General features: G+C 36.2%; 16 protein-coding genes. 15 read left to right on the top strand and 1 reads right to left on the bottom strand.

The features are described from left to right. Positions 1–8: 8 nt before the first annotated feature. The 13 genes from sodA to glcK all read left to right on the top strand — a co-directional run bounded on the left by sodA (position 9) and on the right by glcK (position 14,129). Positions 9–620, top strand: coding sequence for a superoxide dismutase [Mn] (gene sodA / locus ACFWDE_RS00345; RefSeq protein WP_377889296.1), 612 nt, complete (start codon positions 9–11; stop codon positions 618–620). A gap of 120 nt (positions 621–740) precedes the next feature. Continuing rightward, positions 741–2,018, top strand: coding sequence for an MFS transporter (locus ACFWDE_RS00340; RefSeq protein WP_377889294.1), 1,278 nt, complete (start codon positions 741–743; stop codon positions 2,016–2,018). A gap of 109 nt (positions 2,019–2,127) precedes the next feature. Further along, complete coding sequence (locus ACFWDE_RS00335) at positions 2,128–4,260, top strand: peptidoglycan D,D-transpeptidase FtsI family protein (protein WP_377889292.1); 2,133 nt, start codon at positions 2,128–2,130, stop codon at positions 4,258–4,260. Between the two features lie 524 nt (positions 4,261–4,784). Then, on the top strand, positions 4,785–5,702 hold the full coding sequence (locus tag ACFWDE_RS00330; RefSeq protein WP_377889291.1) for a PstS family phosphate ABC transporter substrate-binding protein: 918 nt from the start codon (positions 4,785–4,787) through the stop codon (positions 5,700–5,702). 27 nt (positions 5,703–5,729) lie between these two features. Then, positions 5,730–6,680, top strand: a complete 951-nt coding sequence (pstC, locus tag ACFWDE_RS00325) for a phosphate ABC transporter permease subunit PstC (RefSeq protein WP_377889289.1) — start codon at positions 5,730–5,732, stop codon at positions 6,678–6,680. 1 nt (position 6,681) lies between these two features. After that, positions 6,682–7,548 (top strand): phosphate ABC transporter permease PstA, encoded by an 867-nt coding sequence (gene pstA, locus ACFWDE_RS00320; RefSeq protein WP_070144872.1) that lies wholly within the window; start codon positions 6,682–6,684, stop codon positions 7,546–7,548. Between the two features lie 28 nt (positions 7,549–7,576). Continuing rightward, entirely contained in the window at positions 7,577–8,392 is an 816-nt protein-coding gene (gene pstB, locus ACFWDE_RS00315; RefSeq protein WP_002111857.1) for a phosphate ABC transporter ATP-binding protein, read from the top strand. A 171-nt stretch (positions 8,393–8,563) separates the two neighbouring features. Beyond that, positions 8,564–9,220, top strand: a complete 657-nt coding sequence (phoU, locus tag ACFWDE_RS00310; RefSeq protein ID WP_002145720.1) for a phosphate signaling complex protein PhoU — start codon at positions 8,564–8,566, stop codon at positions 9,218–9,220. 345 nt (positions 9,221–9,565) lie between these two features. After that, positions 9,566–11,920 (top strand): sugar phosphate nucleotidyltransferase, encoded by a 2,355-nt coding sequence (locus tag ACFWDE_RS00305; protein WP_377889286.1) that lies wholly within the window; start codon positions 9,566–9,568, stop codon positions 11,918–11,920. A 69-nt stretch (positions 11,921–11,989) separates the two neighbouring features. Then, positions 11,990–12,139, top strand: a complete 150-nt coding sequence (gene rpmG / locus ACFWDE_RS00300; protein WP_001265616.1) for a 50S ribosomal protein L33 — start codon at positions 11,990–11,992, stop codon at positions 12,137–12,139. A gap of 104 nt (positions 12,140–12,243) precedes the next feature. Further along, entirely contained in the window at positions 12,244–12,822 is a 579-nt protein-coding gene (locus tag ACFWDE_RS00295) for a 5-formyltetrahydrofolate cyclo-ligase (RefSeq protein ID WP_377889284.1), read from the top strand. A 103-nt stretch (positions 12,823–12,925) separates the two neighbouring features. Continuing rightward, positions 12,926–13,126 (top strand): YqgQ family protein, encoded by a 201-nt coding sequence (locus ACFWDE_RS00290; protein WP_000253699.1) that lies wholly within the window; start codon positions 12,926–12,928, stop codon positions 13,124–13,126. 19 nt (positions 13,127–13,145) lie between these two features. Beyond that, positions 13,146–14,129, top strand: a complete 984-nt coding sequence (gene glcK / locus ACFWDE_RS00285) for a glucokinase (RefSeq protein ID WP_002145726.1) — start codon at positions 13,146–13,148, stop codon at positions 14,127–14,129. An 80-nt stretch (positions 14,130–14,209) separates the two neighbouring features. Here glcK and ACFWDE_RS00280 read toward each other — a convergent pair whose 3' ends face one another. Further along, a complete protein-coding gene (locus tag ACFWDE_RS00280) occupies positions 14,210–14,383 on the bottom strand; it encodes a DUF2759 domain-containing protein (RefSeq protein ID WP_002015138.1) in 174 nt (57 codons plus the stop codon). 170 nt (positions 14,384–14,553) lie between these two features. On the opposite strand from ACFWDE_RS00280, the gene ACFWDE_RS00275 reads away from it, so the two are divergent. Both ACFWDE_RS00275 and ACFWDE_RS00270 read left to right on the top strand, forming a co-directional pair. Next, positions 14,554–15,183, top strand: coding sequence for an MBL fold metallo-hydrolase (locus tag ACFWDE_RS00275; RefSeq protein ID WP_377889279.1), 630 nt, complete (start codon positions 14,554–14,556; stop codon positions 15,181–15,183). Positions 15,184–15,192: 9 nt separating this feature from the next. Then, complete coding sequence (locus tag ACFWDE_RS00270; RefSeq protein ID WP_377889277.1) at positions 15,193–16,305, top strand: class I SAM-dependent methyltransferase; 1,113 nt, start codon at positions 15,193–15,195, stop codon at positions 16,303–16,305. Positions 16,306–16,434: the final 129 nt, after the last annotated feature.

The following is a 16,434-nucleotide window of genomic DNA, read 5'->3' as shown; positions in this document are numbered from 1 at the left end:
ATATAACAATGGCAAAACACGAATTACCAAATTTACCTTATGCGTATGATGCTTTAGAACCTCACTTTGATAAAGAAACAATGAACATCCATCATACAAAACATCACAACACGTATATTACAAACTTAAACGCTGCTTTAGAAGGTCATGCAGAATTAGCAGACAAAAGCGTTGAAGAATTAGTTGCAAACTTAAACGAAGTACCTGAAGCAATCCGTACAGCAGTACGTAACAATGGTGGCGGACATGCTAACCATACATTCTTCTGGACAATCCTATCTCCAAACGGCGGGGGACAACCAGTAGGCGAACTTGCAACTGCGATTGAAGCGAAATTCGGTAGCTTCGATGCATTCAAAGAAGCATTCGCAAAAGCTGGCGCAACTCGCTTCGGTTCTGGTTGGGCTTGGTTAGTAGTAAATAATGGTGAGCTAGAAGTAACAAGCACTCCAAACCAAGATTCTCCTCTAACTGAAGGTAAAACTCCAGTTATCGGTTTAGATGTTTGGGAGCATGCTTACTACTTAAATTACCAAAACCGTCGTCCTGACTACATCGGTGCATTCTGGAACGTTGTAGATTGGAACGTTGCTGAAAAACTTTACCAAGAAGCAAAATAATTAAAGTTAATACAGCTAGAAAAAAGCTAGGAGTTTCTCCTAGCTTTTTTCTATGCTCTCCTTTTACATAATTGAGCTTGTCTTTGGAAGACTAGAACATGAAGTAAAGGAGAGTTGTGTATGAAGTGGAAACATGTAATTGGTGATGTTGAAGTGAATCGGGATTTAGTATTATTGCTCGTTATAGGAGGTTTATACACGCTCGCAATTTCTTTATCGAATACGTTTGTAAACATTTATTTATGGAAGCAAACACAAAATTATGTAAATCTGGGCTTGTATAATTTGGCCAGCGTTGTATTGCAGCCTCTAACATTTCTTGTGGGCGGGAAATTAGCGAAACGTATTGATCGCTCGATTTTATTGCGAATCGGTGTAGGCACGTTAGCTGCTTTTTTTATCGTCGTTTTAGTAGCGGGAAAAAGTGCATCTCACTATATTTTACTAATGGGAGCCCTTTTAGGAGTTGGTTATGGTTTCTATTGGCTCGCTTTTAACTTGTTGACATTTGAGATTACAGAACCAGAAACAAGAGATTTTTTTAACGGTTTTCTCGGACTTCTTACATCTTTCTCTGGAATGATTGGACCGATAGCTGCAGGATATACAATTTCACGTATGGAAAAATGGAGCGGTTATACTGTCGTTTTCTGCCTTTCGTTAATGCTATTTGCGGTTGCAGTCGTTCTAAGCTTTTTTTTATCGAAGAGGGAATGTGAAGGACGCTATGAAATTGTACAAGTATTGAAAGAGCGGCAAGTTGATGAAAACTGGGGAAGAATTACGCGTGCTCATTTCTTCCAAGGTTTAAGAGAGGGAACGTTTATTTTCGTTATTTCGGTATACGTCTATTTAGCATCTGGTAGCGAGTTAGCACTAGGGAAGTATAGTTTAGTGAATTCTGCAGTATCATTTGTATGCTATTATTTAGTTGCTCGTATGTTAAAGAAAGAATGGCGAAAAAAAGCAATTTTAATTGGTGGCATTATTTTATACGCGGTCGTATTTTTAGTTATTTTCAATGTTACATATACGAAATTACTTATTTATGCAGCATGTATTGCGGTTGCATATCCTATTTTACTCGTTCCGTACGGATCTATGACATACGATGTAATTGGTAGAGCAAAACAGGCGAGAGAATGGCGTGTAGAATATGTAGTTGTCAGGGAATTATGGTTAAATGCCGGAAGAATTTGTTCCATTTTAAGTTTTTTATGTGCTGTCATATTCTTTCCTCCTGAAAAAAGTTTACCGTTCTTACTATGTATTTTAGGAGCTGGACATTTTCTTATTTATTTTGCAGTTAAAAATGTCAAATATGATGAGGGAAATGTGAACAAAACCAGCGCTGTAGCGCAAGGAACCACGCAGAATCAAACTGAACCAGAAGGTTAACTTATCGTTTGTTTTATGCTAGAATAGAAAAAGATGTAAGACAGCAGTGAGGGCACCTGTATGAAGGTGTCCCTTTCACATTACATAGCTGTTGGTAGAGGGGGTTTGTATGAGCAAGAAGCAGAAAAAGAACCAGACAAAGACAAAAACCCACGTTCCCTTTCGGTTAAACGTGTTGTTTTTTTGCGTGTTTTTAATGTTCTCCGCGGTTATTGTAAGGCTTGGATACGTACAAATTGTTCGTGGCGAGGAATATAAAAATGAAGTTGAGAAAAAAGAAAATTCAACGATAAGTAATCCTGTACCACGCGGGAAAATATTTGATCGTAATGGAGAAGCGGTCGTAGATAATGAGCCTATTCGCACAATTACATTTACAAAAATGAAGGGATCAACTGCAGCAGATCGCTTAGAAACGGCGAAAAAGTTAGCAGATTTAATTGAAGTCCCAACAGATAAGTTAACAGATCGCGATAAAAAAGATTATTGGCTTGCTTTACATAAAGAAGAAGCAGAAGCAAAAATCATAAAAAAAGATCGTGAAGAGTTTAAAGCGAATAAAATTGACGATAAAGAACTAGATGAACGTCAACGAAATCGTGTAACAGAAGAAGAGATTAATCAACTGTCAGCAAAAGATTTAGAAATATTGGCGATCAAAAGTAAGATGGAAAGCGGATATGCAATGACGCCGCAAATCGTTAAAAAAGGTGCAACAGAAGAAGAATACGCGATTATTAGTGAAAATTTGGCGAAATTGCCAGGTGTAGATACAAATGTCGACTGGGAACGAAAATATAAGTATGACGATATGTTCCGAAGTGTACTTGGTGGTGTAACTTCTTCTGATGAAGGGTTACCGAGAGAAAGGCTAGATTACTATCTTGTTCGTGATTATAATCGTAATGATCGCGTAGGGAAAAGTTACCTTGAGCAACAATATGAAGATAGCCTACACGGTACAAAAGCTGAAGTAAGAAATGTTACAGATAAAGACGGAAATATTTTAGAAACTATTAATGTGTCACAAGGACAACGAGGTAACGACCTGAATTTAACGATTGATATGAAATTACAAAAGCGCGTAGAAGAAATTCTTACGAAGAACTTAATGAGATTTAAAGGGAGCGAACCTCTTTTAGACCGTGCATTCGTTGTAATGATGAACCCGAAAAATGGTGAAGTTTTATCTATGGCGGGGAAACAATTAGTGAATAAAGACGGCGAAACGAAAGTAGAAGATTTTGCATTAGGAACGATGACGAGTTCTTATCCTATGGGTTCAACTGTAAAAGGCGCGACAGTACTTACGGGATATCAAACTGGTGCAATTCAACCTGGATCTGTACAGTTGGATGAACCAATTAAATTAAAAGGTACACAAACAAAATCATCTTGGAAAACGATGGGGTATATTAATGACCTTACAGCGTTAAAACAGTCTTCTAACGTTTATATGTTTAAAACAGCGATGAATATCGCTGGGGTTTCATATGTACGAGGCGGTACGTTAGATATTCCGAAAAGTGCGTTTGATACTATGCGTTACTATTTTGGTCAGTTTGGACTTGGTGTAAAAACAGGAATTGATTTGCCAAATGAAACTGCTGGCCAGATGGGTAAAGGGAATCAACCAGGTTTCTTATTAGATTTATCAATTGGACAGTATGATACGTATACACCGCTTCAATTAGCGCAATATATTTCGACGATTGCAAATGGTGGATATCGTATGCAACCACAAGTTGTAAAGGAAATTCGTCAGCCATCGGCGAAGCCAGAGGAAGTTGGAAAAGTGGTTCAATCCATGGAACCGAAAGTATTAAATCGTGTTGATATGCCTGAATCACAAATTAAACGTGTTCAAGAAGGATTTAGACAAGTGTTTAACGATACAGGTGGTACAGCTACAAAATACTTTACAGGTGCACCATATAAAGCCGCTGGGAAAACAGGTACAGCTCAAACTGTGTATGGCGGAGATAAAGAGATTGGTAGAAATGCAAAGGGTGAGCGTGTTGAAACATATAACTTAACATTAGTAGGTTATGCGCCACTTGAAGATCCAGAAGTAGCATTTTCTGTTGTTGTACCATGGGTACATGATGATAAAACAGGAATTAACGGATATATTGGTCGTGAAATAATGGACGCTTACTTTGAGTTGAAAAAACAAGAATTAACTGGTGAAGCTCCAAAAGATGAAAAAGAGAAAAAAAGTAATACACAAGATGATGAATAAAAAAGTTGTAAAAAAAGCACACTATCTAAAAAGATAGTGTGCTTTTTTTTATGCTTTATGCATATGGTTTAGTAAATGTGGACAAGCGTAAAATGTTGAAAAAAACATGTAGTTTCAAAAACGATGAACATAACAAGATGAGTGCATACGCTCTAAGTTTGTCTTGTGTGATAGGAGATAACAGTTTTATCCCGCTATTTGTGGGCAGTAAAACTCCCACCTCAAAATTCAGTTGGAGCAAAGAAGTTAGGTGGGAGCCCTGCTGCCCGTAAACGCCCGATTGGTGAAGGCTAATAATCAGTGGGGGGATGAACAAAACCCCCACTGATCAAAGTTTCACTTTATGGATGATTAGAAAATTTCCTGCATCTAAAGTACAAAATTCAAAATTAAATTTGTGTATACAGTTGTTTTTGTGGAACTTTACAAAACTTTTACAAACAATTAAAACCGAATTAATAGTTTAGCAGTATTCTTATATCTGTAATCCTGTTATTTCCGGTTACTTCTAGGAGGAAAAACACGTGAAATGGATGAGCACATCGATTAAAGTTTTGACATTATCGACATGTTTCCTTTGTTTTAATATGTCTACTGCATTCGCTACAAATGAAATGGGAGAAGTGAGAGTTGATGGATCCTCAACGGTTTTTCCTATTATAGAGGCAGTAGCAGAGGAATATACAAAGGCCCATCCAAACGTGAAAATTTCTATTAGTATTTCTGGGACAGGAGGAGGATTTAATCGTTTCAGTAAAGGAAAAGTAGATATAAACAATGCTTCGAGATTGATGAAACCGGTAGAAGAAAATGCAATGCAGAAAAACTCCATTCAATTTACACCATTTGAGGTTGCTTATGATGGTCTAACGATTGTTGTGAATCGTCAAAATACGTGGGTAAACAATATGACGATAGACGAGTTACGTCTATTATGGAGTGAAAATGGAAGATTGAAACGATGGTCACAAATTCATTCATCATGGCCACGTGAACAAGTTAAATTTTATGCGCCAGGCGTAGACTCTGGTACTTATGATTATTTCCAAAATGTTGTCTTACAAAATAATCGCCTTGTAAAAACGGTTTCTTTGTCTGAAGACGATCAAGTTATTATGCAAGGGGTAATGAATGATAAAAATGCCATTGCTTTTGTAGGATATGCTTATTATATGGCCAATCGAGATAAGGTAAAAGCAATACAGGTGGATGGTGTATTTCCAACGAAAGAGACCATTCAATCGGGTACGTATAAGCCATTATCTAGGCCGCTATTTACGTATGTGAATCATGCATCTATCAGAAATAAAATTAATGTAGCAAATTATGTTGAGTTTATGATTAAGCATGTTGGAAGCCTTGCTGAAGAGGTCGGATATGTAAAATTACCAAAAGAAAAATATAATGAACAGCTGCGAATGTTAACAGAAATAAAAAGGTAATGTCAGGGTGGAAAGGGGTTTTCATCTTTGGCTCATAATGACAAAAGTCAAATTACATTTTCTGTACAACATTTGATTGAGAGAAATACAAATAGAAGAAAAAAAACGCAGCGAATCAATCGAATTGTTCCGTTAATACTAAAAGTCATTGCTAGCGTGTCCATTGTAACGACACTTGGAATTATTATTACGTTGGCAAATGAAACAATCATGTTTTTTCAAAAGATATCATTGTATTCTTTTTTGACAGAGAAAGAATGGTTACCTTTTTTTGAAAATCCGAAATTCGGTATATTACCACTTATATGTGGAACAATCCTTGTAACAGCAATTGCCATGTTCGTAGCAATTCCTATTGGTTTAGGTTGTGCCGTGTTTTTAAGCGAATACGCTTCGAATGGCGCTCGGAAAATATTAAAACCGTTGTTAGAGCTACTAGCAGGCATCCCGACAATTGTATATGGTTTTTTCGCGTTAACAGTTGTCACACCACTTTTACAACGCGTTATACCAGATTTGCAGTTTTTTAATGCTATTAGTCCGGGTATTGTTATAGGGTTCATGATGATCCCGACGATTGCGTCTCTATCTGAAGATGCGATGAGAGCTGTAGAAAAAGGAATTAAAGAAGCCTCATTAGCGCTAGGAGCGACTCGTTTTGAGATGGTAAAACAAGTGGTGTTTCCATCGGCTTTTACGGGCATAATGGCAGCGATTATATTATCAGCTTCCAGGGCGATTGGTGAAACGATGATTGTTGTTATTGCAGCTGGATCCACACCTAATGTATCGATAGATCCGACTCATTCTATTCAAACATTAACAGCCTATATTGTACAAGTGAGTTTAGGTGATGCTCCGCACGGAACGATTACTTATTACAGCATGTATGCTGTAGGTGCAACGTTATTTATGTTTACTTTTATTATGAATATCATTTCGCAATATATTATGCGCCGTTTTAGGAGGGTGACATAATATGCGAATGTTAAACCATAAAAAAATACAAGAAAATATGGCATCGCGTTTTTTAAAGGATCGGATTTACAAGTGTTTGTTTTATATAGCAATTTTGTTTTCAGTAGTAATACTTTTTATATTGCTTTTTCAAATTTTTGAAAAAGGTATAAGTTATCTTTCAATAGATTTCTTTACAAACTTCGCCTCACGTAATCCGAGAGAAGCTGGGATTGTCGCTGCTTTGTCAGGAACAATACTATTTATGAGCATTGTTATACCGGTCTCTTTTATATTTGGAGTCGGAACAGCTCTTTATTTAGAGCATTATGCGAAGGAGTCCGTTTTTAAAAAGTTAATTGAATTAAATAATCAAACATTAGCAGGGGTACCTTCCGTTGTGTTTGGTTTACTCGGGTTAACTATTTTCGTATACGCTCTCCATTTAGGAGAGAGCATAATGGCAGCGGCACTGACGATGAGTTTACTCGTCTTACCAACTGTTGTTGTAGCTAGTCAAGAAGCGATTCGAACTGTGCCGAGCTCATTACTAGAGGCTTCTTACGGATTAGGTGCTACGAAGTGGCAAACGATGTATCAAATTGTATTGCCAGTAGCTTTGCCAGGGATTGTAACGGGATGTACGTTAGCGGTATCGAGAGCAATTGGTGAGGCAGCACCATTATTAGTCATTGGGGCTCTTGCCTTTGCAAATTATGTTCCGTTCAGTATGTTTGATAGATTTACGGTTTTACCAATTCAAATTTTTAATTGGATGAGTAGACCACAAGAAGAATTTCAGTATGTAGCAGCAGCTGGGATGATTGTTTTGTTAGGGTTGCTGCTCTTTATAAATATATTTGTCTTATGGTTACGAAATCGAAAATAAGTTGGAAGTGGATGAAAGGGGAATTCAAATGGTAGCAACAGTAGTAAATGTACAGGTGAAAAACGAGAAAAAGATTGAGACAGCACCAAAAAAAGTGGTATTTGATACGAAAAATTTAAATTTATGGTACGGAGAAGACCACGCTTTAAAAGATATCAACTTAAGTATTCATGAGAATGAAGTAACAGCGATTATCGGTCCAAGTGGTTGTGGTAAATCAACGTACTTAAAAACACTAAATCGTATGGTAGAGTTAGTGCCTATCGTTCGAACTACGGGCGTTATCGAATATAGAGAACGAAACATATTCGAAAAGTCATATCCGGTTGAAGAATTACGTACGCATGTGGGTATGGTATTCCAAAAGCCAAATCCATTCCCAAAATCTATTTATGAAAATGTAGCATATGGCCCGAAAATCCATGGTGTTCGTGACAAAAAAACACTTGATGAAATCGTTGAAAAGAGCTTGCGCGGAGCAGCGATTTGGGATGAGTTAAAAGATCGTTTGCACGATAATGCATATGGTTTATCAGGTGGACAGCAACAGCGCCTATGTATTGCACGCTGCTTAGCGATTGAGCCAGACGTAATTTTAATGGATGAGCCAACATCGGCGCTAGATCCAATTTCAACATCAAAAGTAGAAGAGCTAATTCAGGAGTTAAAGAAAGACTTTAGTATTGTTATCGTGACGCACAACATGCAACAAGCAGCACGTATTTCAGATAAAACTGCTTTCTTCTTAAGTGGAGAAGTTGTGGAATATACAGATACGAACAAATTATTTACAACACCTACAGATAAGCGTACAGAAGACTACATTACAGGACGATTTGGTTGATATCGCTAGCAAGGCTAAGAGTAAATGCCCCCTTAACAGAGGGCATTTCTCACTTTCACCTCATTCTAATAGGGGAGTAATATTTCTCTTTTCTCAAGGCTTAATAAACGTACAAGAGGCTGGGTAGGGGATTTATATAAAATGGCACATAATATTGAGGGGGAAGAAACGATGGTAAGAGAACAGTTTCAATGTGATTTAAAAACGTTACAGCAAAAGGTGATTGAGCTTGGTGAGTTAGCAAGGGAAGCTTTATTGATCGCTATGGAAGGTCTTCACAACAGGGATGTAGAGAAAGCGTTAGAAGTCATTGATGGGGATTATCGCATGGATAATTTAGAAGAGGAAATAAATGACCTTGCGCTTATGCTTATTACAAAGCAGCAGCCTGTAGCAAGTGATTTAAGAAGGATTTTCATTTCAATTAAAACAGCGACAGATTTAGAACGTATTGCAGACCATGCTGTTAATATTGCGAAATCAACAATTCGTCTTGGTGAAAAAGAAGTGGTCGTTAGCTTGCGTAATCTTGAGGAAATGTTTGAGATTGCTCATAAGATGTTAAATTTAGCATTAGAAGCATATGAGCAAGAAAATTTAACTTTTGCTAAACAAATTGCTGAAATGGATGATTCAGTTGATGAAATTTATGGGAAAGCGATTCGTGAATTTATTTCCTCTGTCCCTGGACAACCAGAAGCGATTACACAAATTACACAACTATCCTTTGTTGCAAGATATATTGAGCGTGTAGCAGACCATGTTACAAATATTGCTGAGAATGTATTTTATTTAGTAAAAGGAAAGCATTATTTATTGAATGAGTAGGGGAAAAAGTAGGTGATGAGAAATCACCTACTTTTTTTAGTCAAAACATGACAAAAAAAGCTCGTTGTTTCCTTTAGTCTATGATGATAAGATGTATCATAATTAATGGGAAAATAAGTACATATGTGTTAGTTACGTCTTATTAATTATTTTACTAAGTTAATGGTAAACGCTTTCTTTTTTATCGGGAGTTAAAAGGCACATTTATTCATAAAGTGAGGCTTTAATTAGTGGGGCTGTCTCTCACTGATTGTTAGATTTACCAAACCGGACTTTTCCTGCAGTTAATGTGGGATAAATGATATACGGAGTTCTTGAACATTATATAAGTGGAGGCTGAAGTATATGAAGGGGGTTATTTTAGCTGGAGGAAAAGGGAGACGTCTTAGACCATTAACATGTAATACTCCAAAACCGATGTTACCATTGTTAGAAAAACCAGTTCTTGAATATAATATTGAATTATTACGTCAGCATGGTATTCGTGAAATTGCAATTACAGTTCAATATATGAGTACTGCCATTAAGCAATACTTTGGTGATGGTAGTAAGTGGGGAGTTAACTTGTATTATTTTGAAGATTCTCCTCCGCTTGGAACAGCAGGGAGCATTAAGCAAGCGGAAAGTTTTTTAGATGAAACATTTGTTGTTATTAGTGGGGATGCATTAACTGACTTTCAATTATCAGAAGGAATTGCATTTCATGAACAGAAGAAGAGAATGGTAACGATGTTTGCGAAAGAAGTAGAAAACCCACTCTCATTTGGGTTAGTTGTAATGAATAAAGAACAAGAAATTATACGATATATAGAAAAACCGAGCTGGAATGAGGTAGTTTCTAATATTGTGAATACAGGTATTTATATAATGGAGCCAGAAATCTTTTCTTACATACCATCCATGGGATTTTCGGATTTCAGTCATGATGTGTTTCCGTTATTGGCGAATAAAAATGCTTTATTTGCATATTTATCAGAAGACTATTGGCTAGATATTGGTACATTTGATCAATATCGGCAAGCTCAATTCGATTTGTTGACGAAAAAATTGAAGGTGCCTATTCCATATACAGAAGTATTACCAATGGTGTGGATGGGAGAAGGTGTAACGATAGGAAAAGGGACGAAAATTCATGGTCCTTCTTTTATTGGGGAAGGAGCAATGATTGGTGCGGGGGCTGTAATTGAACCGTACTCTATTATCGGGAAAAATAGTATCGTTTCAAGTTATTCTCATCTTCAAAAAAGCATCATTTTTGCAAACGCTCATATAGGAAAAAATTGTGAGTTGTTAGAAACAACAATAGGAGATCATACAATGGTCGAAGATGATGTTACACTTTTTCAAAAAAGTATTGTAGCGGACCATTGTCATATAGGGAAAAGTACAGTAATTAAGCAAAAAGGAAAAATATGGCCATATAAGGAGATAGATAGTCATTCGATAGTAGGTTCTGCCGGTGTTAAAGAGAGTGAAAAGAGTGCAGGGTGGTTACAAAAAAGCAGGATTGTAGGAAGGGGTAATGTTGAAATTACTCCTCAATTTATTGTGAAAGTTGCAATGGCTTATGGATCTCTTTTTGCTAAAGGAGAGAGTATATTGATTGGAAGTCAGGAAAATATAGAAACAACTTCCTTTAAAAATTTATTCCTCCATGCCATTCATGGCAGCGGGATTCATACGATGGAATGTAAAGAAATGAATGAGTCGCTTTTTCAGTATGCCATTCATAATTTGCAATGTGCAGGTGGAGTTTTCGTTCAAGTGGAAAGCGAAAGAGGGATTGTTATACAATTGTATGGTAAGGAGGGCTCATTTTTAACGTATAAGCAGCAAAAAGCGATAGAACAAGTATATATGTCTGAGTCGTTTTATTACGCTTGTGAGAAAGAAATGGGACGAAATAAGCTAGTTCACGTTTCTGTAAATAATTATGTAGAAGCTGTGTTAGAGCATATTGATATTGAAACGATACAAAAACAGAAGTTTCATCTTCTTATTAATAAGAGAAATGATATGTTACAACATTTACTTATGATTTTTTTGCAAAGGCTCGGATGCACAGTTACATGGATTTATGCGGGCGAACAAAAGCATCATGTGAAAGCCTTGATGAAATCAAGTAAAGCAAATATGGCACTTATGTTTTCAGAGCAAGGAAATTATTTCGAGTTATATGATAATCATAGTAATATTTACCAGGGAACAGATTTTGAAGAGGTAGATATTCCAGATTTATTACTTGAATCGGCAGGAAATATTTACCCGATGTCTTTGAAATTAGGAGAATGTTACCTTCTATTTTATACGCAGGATGAAAAAAAGTCGTTTCAAGCGAGATGGAAGCGAGATATTTTATATCGAATTGGAAAATTATTCGAGCTAATAGCATTGCAGGGAAAAACATTTCTCAGCATAGTAGAGCAATCACCTCCGCTCTATCTACTTTGTGATGAAGTTGTATGTTCATGGAATGAAAAAGGGAAAGTAATGAGGAAATTATTGGCTGATATGGAAAGAAAGGAAGAAGGTATATTTGAAGGAGTACAGTTCAAATATACTGAAAAAGAGTGGTCTTATATCGTTTCTGACACAAAACAACCGAAATTTTTAGTGTATTCGCATGCTAGAAACCCAGTAATAGCAAGGGAAAACATGAAAAATCTTATAGAAAAAATTAGACAATATCAAAAGGTGTAGAATTTTTATTTTAAAAGTGGTATTATAGTATAGTCTGATTTAAGTTATTAGTACTGGAGGGAAATAAGAATGCGTGTGAATATTACTCTAGCATGTACAGAATGCGGAGATCGTAACTATATCTCAAAGAAAAACAAACGTAACAACGCTGAGCGTATCGAGCTTAAAAAGTATTGCAAGCGTGACAAGAAGTCTACGTTACACCGTGAAACAAAGTAAGCAGTAGGAATATTTTCCTACTGTTTCTTTTTTTATTCGGTTCCTCTGTTAAAAGTGATACACTATCATCGTAGAGCAAAGTGTCACTGTGAGGGGGAAAATGTGTGAGAGAAGAGAAACTACGTTTACGTAAACAAATAATAGAACACATGAATTCTTTATCAGAAGAACGGTATACAACTTTATCAGAGCAAATTGCAGCTTCGTTGTATGCGCAAAAAGAGTGGGTTGAAGCTAAAACAATTGGAATCACCCTCTCAATGGAAAATGAAGTGAATACATATCCTATTATCGAAAAAGCTTGGGAAGAAGGAAAGAAAGTTGTTGTTCCGAAGTGTAATAAAGGAACACGAACGATGTCTTTCCGGAAAATTAGTAATTTTGATCAATTAGAAACAGTGTATATGAATTTACGTGAACCAATTCCAGCGCTTACGGAAGAAGTGAATGCAGATGAAATTGATCTTCAAATCGTGCCAGGCGTAGCTTATACAGAGCGAGGAGAACGGATTGGATATGGCGGTGGCTATTATGATCGTTATCTCGTGCATTATAAAGGGAAAGCGCTATCATTAGCTTATAGTTTTCAAATGTTAGAACATATTCCAGTAGAGCCATTTGATAAAAATGTAGAAAAAATTATTACAGAAAAAGGAACAATGGTTAAAAATGGGCTTGTATAGACAAATAAAAATTGACGAGACTTTTTCTTCGTGATTATAATAAAATATGTGAACGTTTTCTTATTATAATTTTTTATAGTAAGTGAGCATAGAGGGTGATGAAATGGTATCTATTTATGATATTCAGCAATTGCTAAAGAAATTTGGTACGATTATTTATACGGGTGATCGAATTGCAGATTTACAATTAATGCAAGATGAATTGCGTGAATTAAATCAATCACAGCTAATCGATCCACAAGACTATCAAACAGCTTTATTTTTATTGAAGCAAGAAATTCAAAAAGAGCTAAATAAGAATTAGATAAAGGTAGGTAAGTAACATGGAAGAGAAATGGTTAGTTGGTGTTGACCTTGGTGGTACAACGATTAAATTAGCATTTATTAATGTGTACGGTGAAATTTTACATAAGTGGGAAATCCCTACGAATACAAATGAACAAGGAAAACATATTACACTTGATGTAGCGAAAGCTATTGATAAAAAGTTAGAAGAATTAGGTGAATTAAAAAGCAAGCTAATTGGTATTGGTATGGGAGCTCCTGGTCCTGTACATGTGGCATCTGGAATGATTTATGAAGCGGTTAATTTAGGATGGAAAAACTATCCGTTAAAAGACTTGCTAGAAGTAGAAACAGGATTACCTGTTGTGATTGATAATGATGCAAACTTAGCGGCGCTTGGTGAAATGTGGAAAGGTGCTGGCGAAGGAGCAAAAGATTTAATTTGTATGACACTTGGCACTGGTGTTGGTGGTGGTGTTATCGCCAATGGTGAGATTGTACATGGTATAAGCGGTGCTGCTGGTGAGATTGGACATATTACAGTTGTTACAGAGAACGCTTTTCCATGTAATTGCGGGAAGTCAGGTTGCTTAGAAACAGTAGCTTCTGCAACAGGTATTGTGCGTGTTGCTATGCAAAAAATACAAGAGACAGATAAAGAAAGTGTTTTACGTTCTATGTTAGCAGAAGAAGGGCTTATTACATCAAAAGATGTGTTTGAAGCGCTTGGACAAGGTGACGAACTAGCAGGTGAAGTAGTGGAAAAAGTAGCTTCTTATTTAGGATTAGCTGTAGCGAACCTTGCTAGTACGTTGAACCCAGAGAAAATCGTAATTGGTGGTGGCGTATCTAAAGCTGGAGATGCACTATTAGAGCCAATTCAACGTTATTTCGAGCAATATGCTTTCTCTCGTGCTGTAAAGAGTACAAAATTAGCAATTGCAATACTTGGTAATGATGCAGGTGTAATTGGAGGAGCGTGGCTTGTAAAAAAGCACAAATACGAGGCGAAGATGATATAAGTTGTGAATAATGAGAAGAGGAAGGGACCCCCTTCCTCTTTTTATGCAAGATCTTGTTGGAGAATAAAAATGTAAATGGATTAAGCTGTTGGTGGGTACCCATTATATAGAACAGTCATGATTGTAAACCATCCGAAAACAAGTACGGTTGCAATAGCGAAGCCGCCCGCGAATAAGTTTTTTTCGCGAAGTGTTCTAAGCGTAGCAAATACAGCTAACAGAGTGACTAGCGTAAAAATAATAACAAGGCCCATACAATATCCTCCTCTGTCTACTCATTCCTTAGGATGAGTTTTTAGAATTTTTACTCTTTTATATTGTACATGTTTTAAAAATGATTGTCGAGATAACACCCCTTCTTTTCCTAAGAGAAAGAAATGTTGTATCATTGAAAGTAAATTAAATAACTGGAGGAGATTTTCATATGAAATGGATACAAATGCCGTTAGGCCCATTACAAACAAATGCTTATATTTTAACGAATGATCAAAATGAGTGTATTATCTTTGATCCTGGCCATGAAGGAGAGAAACTTGTTACATATTTACAAGAAGCACAGTTAAAACCACTTGCGGTTTTATTAACACATGCTCATTTCGATCATATCGGTGCTGTTGATGTGGTGAGAGACGCTTTTCATATTCCTGTATACGTACATAAAGAAGAAGCGGATTGGTTAGGTGATGCAACTGTGAATGGCTCGCAAATTTTTATGATGAACCGCAGTATTACAGCAAAACCAGCAGATCATATTATTGACGAAGAGGGTACATTAACGATCGGTTCTTTTAATTTTGAAATTTTTGAGACACCAGGACATTCTCCAGGAAGTATTTCTTATTATAGTAAAGAAGCGAATGCTGTATTTTCTGGAGATGTATTGTTTCAAATGAGTATTGGAAGAACGGATTTACCTGGTGGAAGTTTTGCTGAATTAATTGGAAGTATTGAAGAGAAATTATTTGTATTACCAGATGAAACAGCGGTGCTATGTGGACACGGTCCAGAAACAAGCATTGGTTTTGAAAAAGAAAATAATCCATTTTTACAATAAGGAGTCATTATGGGGATGGAGCTCATTTTAAGAGAATGGATGGGAAAAGAAAAGGATCATTCGATTTCATATAGTACGTATATGAGCCTCGTATTATATGCAGAGGAACATGGGTATTATATGAGAGAACGTGAAAAAATTGGCAGACAGGGAGATTTTTTTACGAGTAGCAATGTATCTTCTGTATTTGCGAAGACTTTTGCTAAGTTTTTTATTCGGCTTGTTGAAAAGGGAGAAGTTTCTCCAAATATTTGTGAGATTGGTGGGGGAACAGGAAAGTTTGCCTATGATATTTTACAAGAATGGAAACAATTATCTCCGGAAACCTTTATCAATTTAAACTATTCAATTATTGAAGTGAGCCCTTTTCATAGAAGGCTACAACAGGAGAGGCTTTGCTTATTTGATAATGTGTCGTATTATACATCTTATATTGAAATGGGAGAGTCTTTCGAAGGAATTATTTTTTCGAATGAATTATTTGATGCGTTTCCTGTTGAAATAGTTGAGAAAAGAAATGGAATTTTGTATGAAGTACGTATCACGTATACAGATGAGGGGAACCTTACAGAAGTATTTAGACCGATAGAGAAAAGAATCGGTCGTTACTTATTGAAATATAACATTCACATTGCTGAGGGACAGCGCTTTGAAGTGCCTATTGCAATGGAAGAGTATATAGAAGAGATTGCGAAATGGTTTCAGAAAGGTATATGTATTACAGTTGATTATGGATATACAAAAGAAGAATGGATGCATCCTGCACATCATGAAGGAAGTTTAAGAGGATATTATAAGCATAAGCTAATTCGTAATCCACTTGCATATCCAGGAGAAATGGACCTTACTACGCATGTTCATTGGGATGAGTTGAAGATGAATTTTGAGCTACAAGGAATTAATACGATATGGCATAGGAAGCAATCAGAGTTTTTGTTAGCAGCAGGAATATTAGATCAGCTTGCTAGCCATCAAGATACCAATCCTTTTTCTGAAACTCAAAAACGAAATCGAGCAGTTCGTTCTATGATTTTGAACGGAGGATTAGGTAATGCTTTCGATGTTGTTATACACACGAAAGATATGAAGAATTTACTTTTGAATCAATATTTAACAATATAAAAAAAACAAGACACAGTATTTTCTGTGTCTTGTTTTTTAATACGACTTTTAATTATGTAGCATTATATATTTTCTCTCATGATATATATTTATATTAAAGATATGAGATGAAAAATATAGAATACGCTC

Origin of the sequence: Bacillus sp. NPDC060175, assembly GCF_042728695.1 — a bacterium.
Lineage (GTDB): Bacteria > Bacillota > Bacilli > Bacillales > Bacillaceae_G > Bacillus_A.
This window is presented reverse-complemented; position numbering and strand designations above follow the sequence as displayed.